Here is a 5,735-nt window from a genome sequence, read left to right as displayed (position 1 = left end):
CCAAATATTTCCCCTTCATCTATCTCAAAGGAAATATCATTTACCGCGCAAACTTCTCCAAACATCTTTTTAAGATTCGTGACAGTTATGATTGGCATCTTGTTTTCCGCCTTCTTTTTTACTGCTGCCGTGGCAGAAAAACCGAACCTTCTCGGAACACTCCTGCCCGGTTTTTTGCATATGGCATTGTTGTTTTTCGTTGTGATTGCAGTCTTCTTTTTCTTTAAAATTGCAGGGCTTTCGCTGGATAGCGGCTAATTCTTCAATTTTTGATGCAAGCTTATGTAGAACATCTCGATTTACATCATAGTGCATATAATAGCCTCGTCTTTCGCCTTCAAGCAGACCTGCCTCTTTTAACACTTTTAAATGCTGAGATACAGCAGCTTCCGAAATCCCCAGTTCCTCAGCCAAAGTTCTGACACAGTAGTTGTACTCCAAAAGAATCTCGATAATTTTAAGTCTTGTCTCATCACCTAAAGCCTTTAGCACAACTAATACATCCATAAGCTACCACCTTCCCATTTTAATTAAGTAAATACCTAATTAAAATTGTAGCGCTGTTTTTTGATTAAGTCAATGCTTAATTAGTCTATAAAATAGAAATATAAAGACGGTTTTTGTCGGTTAAGGTTTGCGCTTTTGGGTCTTGAGCTTAGAGGGGGGCATTTCGCCGGCAGCCAGCATATAAAGTCAAATATTATACATCTAAACTTTTACACAAAAACATGTGAAAAAAAGCCTGAACACCACGCCTTTACAGGTATTCAGGCTTTATGTTTCAGTCATAAAGTTGTTGTGAAAAAGTATGATTTTTTATTGTTTTTTCTCCAACAGTCCTTTTACAGCTGTTTTCAAGCCGCCCTCTTCCGTTGCAGTCCCACTCATAACTATTCCAATAAATTTCATATTGCCGTTATCTCGAGATACTACCAGTAGGGGACTTCCCATGCTGTTGGTCTCCTTGAGCCAGCCGTTTTCGTCTACATCCATGCCGCCTGCCAAAACTACTTTGCTTAAATCCTCCGGAAGCAGGCGATATTCCAACGCATATACATCAATGGTCTCATCTGTCAAGTCATTAAAGCTTTCAACAAGTTCCAAACGAGTTATTTTGCTGTCAACAATTTTTACTTTAGAATCTTCCTCATAGTATTTGATATCCCTGTTTACTACTTCCCACGCAAAACTTACCACAGGGTTAAAGTTATTTTTTTCCATATCATCTAGCATTTTTAGGAACCGTGAAAATTTGTTTTTATCCCCTGAAAATTCCCTTACATCTTTTCCTATATTCGTATTTGCCTGATCTCTTGTATATTTTATGATATAGCTGTTTTCCCCATCATTTAAGTCAAAATTTATATAATCAGCATTTTCTATAAGGGAAAACATTATAATCGCATTTTTCTTGAAAGGCCCTTGATTTATGGCTTCGGCATAGTAATTTTTTGTCTTTGTATCAGTTTTTAAATACACAGTCATACCATAAGGAACATTGTCTGTGTAAAGTTCAAAGTGGTCATATTTTACCTTTTCCGGAAACTTTAATAGCCTTATTATATTGCCGACCTTTGATGCATCGCCTACATACTCCGTCTTATATTCTAAGAATTTCTCGGCTGATGTTAAAGATATATTTTGAGGTTTGTTTAAAGGATTTGCCGCAAGCACAATAGATATCACTCCAACTAAAATGCAGGCGGAGCATATAACCCAGAACACAGGTTTTTTGTAATTTAATATATTTTTTATGCGCCCTTTAACATTGCTTTCCCCAAAGGCGAGCGGAGCCAAAATGCCCGATTGTTTCATTGAAAGGGAAAGCAGCAAGCGGGCGTAGGTTTCCCTTATGTCTTCCTTTGACTGTCTGATTACCTCTTCATCGCAGGACATTTCCATATCCTTTGACATAAGGAAATAGCAAATCCATACTACAGGATTAAACCAATGCAATGCCGTAACAAAGAAAGCAACAGGTTTTATAATGTGATCTTTTCGCCTTATATGTGTCTGCTCATGTTTCAAGATATAGTCTAACTCTTTTTGCTCAAGTCCTGTGGGAATAAAAATTCGCGGCTGAAAAACTCCCAGAACAAAAGGAGTTTGTATCCGGTCTGTTTCGAATATATTATCTTTGCAAAAAGTTGCAGTGGAGATACTGCTTTTCAGTTTCAAATAAGATATGACGCTATAGCATAAAATTACAGCGACTCCAATCAGCCAGACAGCTGCAGCGATTTTTACTACTACACCCATAGGATTTGCACTTGATGCGAGGTTTGTTGCTGTCAAAGCCGGTTCTAGGGCTTGATTTATCGCGCCGCCTGCCATATCTGATGTAAATCCGTTCGGATTTGTTAAACCTGTGATATTGCGTGGTATCTGGTTTTTGGCAGGCAAGAGGCTCAAAGCGCTTTCAAAAGACACGGGACATATGAGGCGAAACCACACTACCGCCCAAAGTGCATAAGAAAAAATCTTCGGCGATTTTCTAAGCAATATTCGGGCAAAAATTACGATTAATGCCGCAAAGCTTGCAGTAATGCTCATATTTAAGACAGTAATAAAGAGTTTACTCACTTCGTCGCCTCCTCAATCATTTTTTGTATCTCTTCGGCTTCTTTTTTTGAAAGCTTCTTATCCTGTAAAAAGGCTGCAAGAAATGCAGGAAGCGAGCCATTGAATTTATCTTCCAAAAGTGCTTCACTTTCATATTTTTGGACATCTTCCCGCTTCACCATAGCAGTAACTGTGGCATTTTCATTTCTCAAGATATCTCGCTCGGCAAGTTTTCTTATCATCGTATAAGTGGTAGATTTTTTCCAACCCAATTTTTGTCTGCATATCTTTGTAAGTTCAGTGGAATTTATCGGCTCATGTTCCCAAATAATATCCATGAGTTTGTATTCTGCGTCAAAAAGTTTTAGTTTGCTCATAAGTCAAACCTCCTTGTTGGTTTATTGTTATAAACCTTTTTCAGATATAGTCTATTACAATAGACCAATATTGTCAAGAAGATATTTTATATCTTCTTACTCCAGACTTATTAAATCTATCGGAAAATTGAAGAGTTATTTCGTAGTGACGAATTTGCTTTTTGCGTCTCAGCAAACCCGCATGATGTCTGTACTTATGTTTTAAAACCATCAAACTCGGTTATTCGCCATATACGGCTATCAAGTTTTTTCTTCTTTTAGCCTCATAAAGCGCCTCATCAGCCATACCTATTAGCTTGTCTACCTCTATATCTTCCCCGACAAAAGCAATTCCTCCGGATACAGTAATTTTGCATCCAAAATCATAGTTTTCTATTATTTTTCTTATCCTCTCAAAAACTATTTTTGCTCCTTTTACATCGGTTTTCGGCAAAACTATTATGAATTCCTCTCCGCCCCATCTGGCAACAATATCATTCTTACGAAGGTTTTTTTGTAATATGCAGGCCATTTCTATTAATACTTTATCCCCGAATAAATGGCCGAAAGTATCATTTATACGCTTAAAATTATCTATATCTATAATAGCAAGTGATAAGACTTTATTTTGTTTCAATCTCTTCATTTCATCTTTGAGTCTAGTGTATAAATATCGCCTATTCCATAAATTAGTCAATTCATCCTGATATGTAAATATGTATAATTTTTTAGTTGTTGTGCAATAGCCTATTTTTTAGCACAAAATTTCATTCTTCCCATAAACTAGTGTCAATTAGTGTCTACAACTATTATATTAATTACCATCTTTTTTGTATTTTGTTAAGTTATAGGTAAAAAATGGTAAGTTTCATGCATATAAAAAAGCACCTCGAAAGTAAAATTGTCTACTTCGAGGTGCTCATAAAATCCACTTTCTTTCTATATTTTTATGACAGAGGTGAAATAGTAATAAAGTAAAGGTCAGCAAGGCTTAATATCAAGCACGGGGGTGCCATCCAGCATATCTACTCCTTCAAAAATCAGCCGGTTATTTTCTTTTTTAATAAATCGGACAATAGACATTCCTATGCCGTTTGGACGGTTGGGAGATCTTGTAGAAAACACGCCCATAATTTTATTGCTTTTGCGGGACAGTGTCGTTAGTTTATAGCCTTCGGATTTGTGAAAGTAGAACAATACGACGCCGTATTCCCCTTCCTTAATGTCAGCTATGCCTTCCACATACTCATCCAATATCTCAATAACAGCTGTCGTTCCTTGTGAGAGTGTACTTTGTTTGGCAGCGGCAGTCTTATCTTTATAAGGCGATCGGATATAGCCGATAGGTTTCATTAAAATCTCCATTGATTTCCTCCTTTTTGTGCAACATATTTTATCTGTGCCTGTGTTCGTATTCTGCTATGTTGTTAAACATCAGACGAGGCACTGCAAGACGGCTGCATCCAGCCGTCTTTACTGTATTAACGATTAGCAACTGTCCGGTTTACTCAACTAAGTTAAATTACCATGATGAAAGAAATTAAGGTCTTCCCTTATTTTTTATCATCTCCCGAATACTTTTTATGAACTAATAGCATCTCATTGGTAATATCCCTTAACAATTCCGTCGACATCATTTGGTCTTCAGCATGCATCAATAAAAGAGATAGCTCAATTGGCTCTTGAGTTTCCTGTTGCAGCAACTCTCTATGTATCTCATGGGCTTTTAACAGACTTTCGTCTGCACTTTCAATAAGCTTCTCTGCTGCTTCAAAGTCTTCTTCCCTAGCAGCTTTTAAAGCTTTAAACAGAAATGATTTCGCATCTCCGACATTGCTTATCATTTGAAAATTTAATAATTCCATACCTTCCATATGTCCACCATCTTTCTATATCTGTTGTATCAATTATTATTTTAATTTTAAAGGAGCTGTCCTTGTCTTCATATAATTATTCATCCATTCTTCGCTAGCCACTTGATAAATCGTTTTGTTGTTTTCGACAGTACACGTATAAACAGTTGGCGGCAATTTTTCGGTAGCTACCACAAAGGAAAACTCTTTAATATTTGTAGCAGCGCCAAACTCTCCTTTATTGTTGAGGCAAACTACAGATATATCTCCCGCCTTTTGTCTTCTGCTTATAAGCAGATTAGTAAGTTCGAAGACGGCCTTATCTGCCGCCTCTTGAGGGGCATAACCATCCTTCATCAACCTGACTATTTCATAAGAGATACAGCCTTTCATTATATCTTCTCCCAGGCCCGTGGCAGTGGCCCCTCCTATCCTGCTGTCTACATAGAAACCCGAGCCTGATAAAGGAGAATCCCCTACCCTTCCTCTTTTCTTCATAAAAAGGCCGCTTGTAGACGTACCGCTTGCCATAGAATTGGCCAAGTCAAGAGCAATCATTCCTACAGTGTCATGACCGTCGTAGGGGCTCAGTCCCTTATCTATTGTTTCTTTTAATCTGTTTTTATAATGGATAATGGCTCTTTCAGTAAGCATATTCATCCTTTCGAATCCATTTTTATGAGCATATTCCTCTGCTCCGTATCCTACCAAAAATGAATTAAATCTTTCTTCGCTCAACTTTCTGGCTATGCTGATAGGATTCTTAAAATCTTTAATCCCGGCAACAGCTCCAATGGATAAACTATCACCATCCATATATGCCGCATCGAGTTCAACTTCCCCGTTTTCATTGGGCAGACCGCCGTATCCAACAGATTTATAGTAAGGGAAATCTTCTACCATCTTTATAGCTGTTTCAATGGCATCTCCTGAACTTCCTCCGCCGGAAAGCAGCTTTGCTGAT

General features: G+C 37.6%; 7 protein-coding genes. All 7 read right to left on the bottom strand.

The window, feature by feature from the left end; translation table 11 throughout:
• Window positions 1-69 precede the first annotated feature (69 nt).
• The gene (locus BUC45_RS08085; protein WP_296971502.1) at window positions 70-507 is read right to left on the bottom strand and encodes a metalloregulator ArsR/SmtB family transcription factor; all 438 of its coding nucleotides are present in this window, start codon (window positions 505-507) and stop codon (window positions 70-72) included.
• A gap of 309 nt (window positions 508-816) precedes the next feature.
• A complete protein-coding gene (locus BUC45_RS08080) occupies window positions 817-2,583 on the bottom strand; it encodes a M56 family metallopeptidase (RefSeq protein WP_296971500.1) in 1,767 nt (588 codons plus the stop codon).
• Entirely contained in the window at window positions 2,580-2,939 is a 360-nt protein-coding gene (locus BUC45_RS08075; RefSeq protein ID WP_296971498.1) for a BlaI/MecI/CopY family transcriptional regulator, read from the bottom strand. The genes BUC45_RS08080 and BUC45_RS08075 overlap by 4 nt, the downstream gene beginning before the upstream one ends.
• 220 nt (window positions 2,940-3,159) lie before the next feature.
• A complete protein-coding gene (locus BUC45_RS08070) occupies window positions 3,160-3,636 on the bottom strand; it encodes a GGDEF domain-containing protein (RefSeq protein WP_296971504.1) in 477 nt (158 codons plus the stop codon).
• A 263-nt stretch (window positions 3,637-3,899) separates the two neighbouring features.
• Window positions 3,900-4,283, bottom strand: coding sequence for a tRNA (N6-threonylcarbamoyladenosine(37)-N6)-methyltransferase TrmO (tsaA, locus tag BUC45_RS08065; RefSeq protein ID WP_013779284.1), 384 nt, complete (start codon window positions 4,281-4,283; stop codon window positions 3,900-3,902).
• A 188-nt stretch (window positions 4,284-4,471) separates the two neighbouring features.
• The gene (locus BUC45_RS08060) at window positions 4,472-4,792 is read right to left on the bottom strand and encodes a PTS lactose/cellobiose transporter subunit IIA (protein ID WP_296971496.1); all 321 of its coding nucleotides are present in this window, start codon (window positions 4,790-4,792) and stop codon (window positions 4,472-4,474) included.
• A gap of 36 nt (window positions 4,793-4,828) precedes the next feature.
• The coding region (locus BUC45_RS08055) for a N(4)-(beta-N-acetylglucosaminyl)-L-asparaginase (RefSeq protein WP_296971494.1) at window positions 4,829-5,735 on the bottom strand (907 nt) is incomplete at its 5' end.

Source organism: Tepidanaerobacter sp. EBM-38, from assembly GCA_001896545.1.
Taxonomy (GTDB): Bacteria; Bacillota; Thermosediminibacteria; order Thermosediminibacterales; family Tepidanaerobacteraceae; genus Tepidanaerobacter.
The sequence above is the reverse complement of the archived record's forward strand: the minus strand, read 5'-3'. Positions and strand labels throughout refer to the sequence as shown.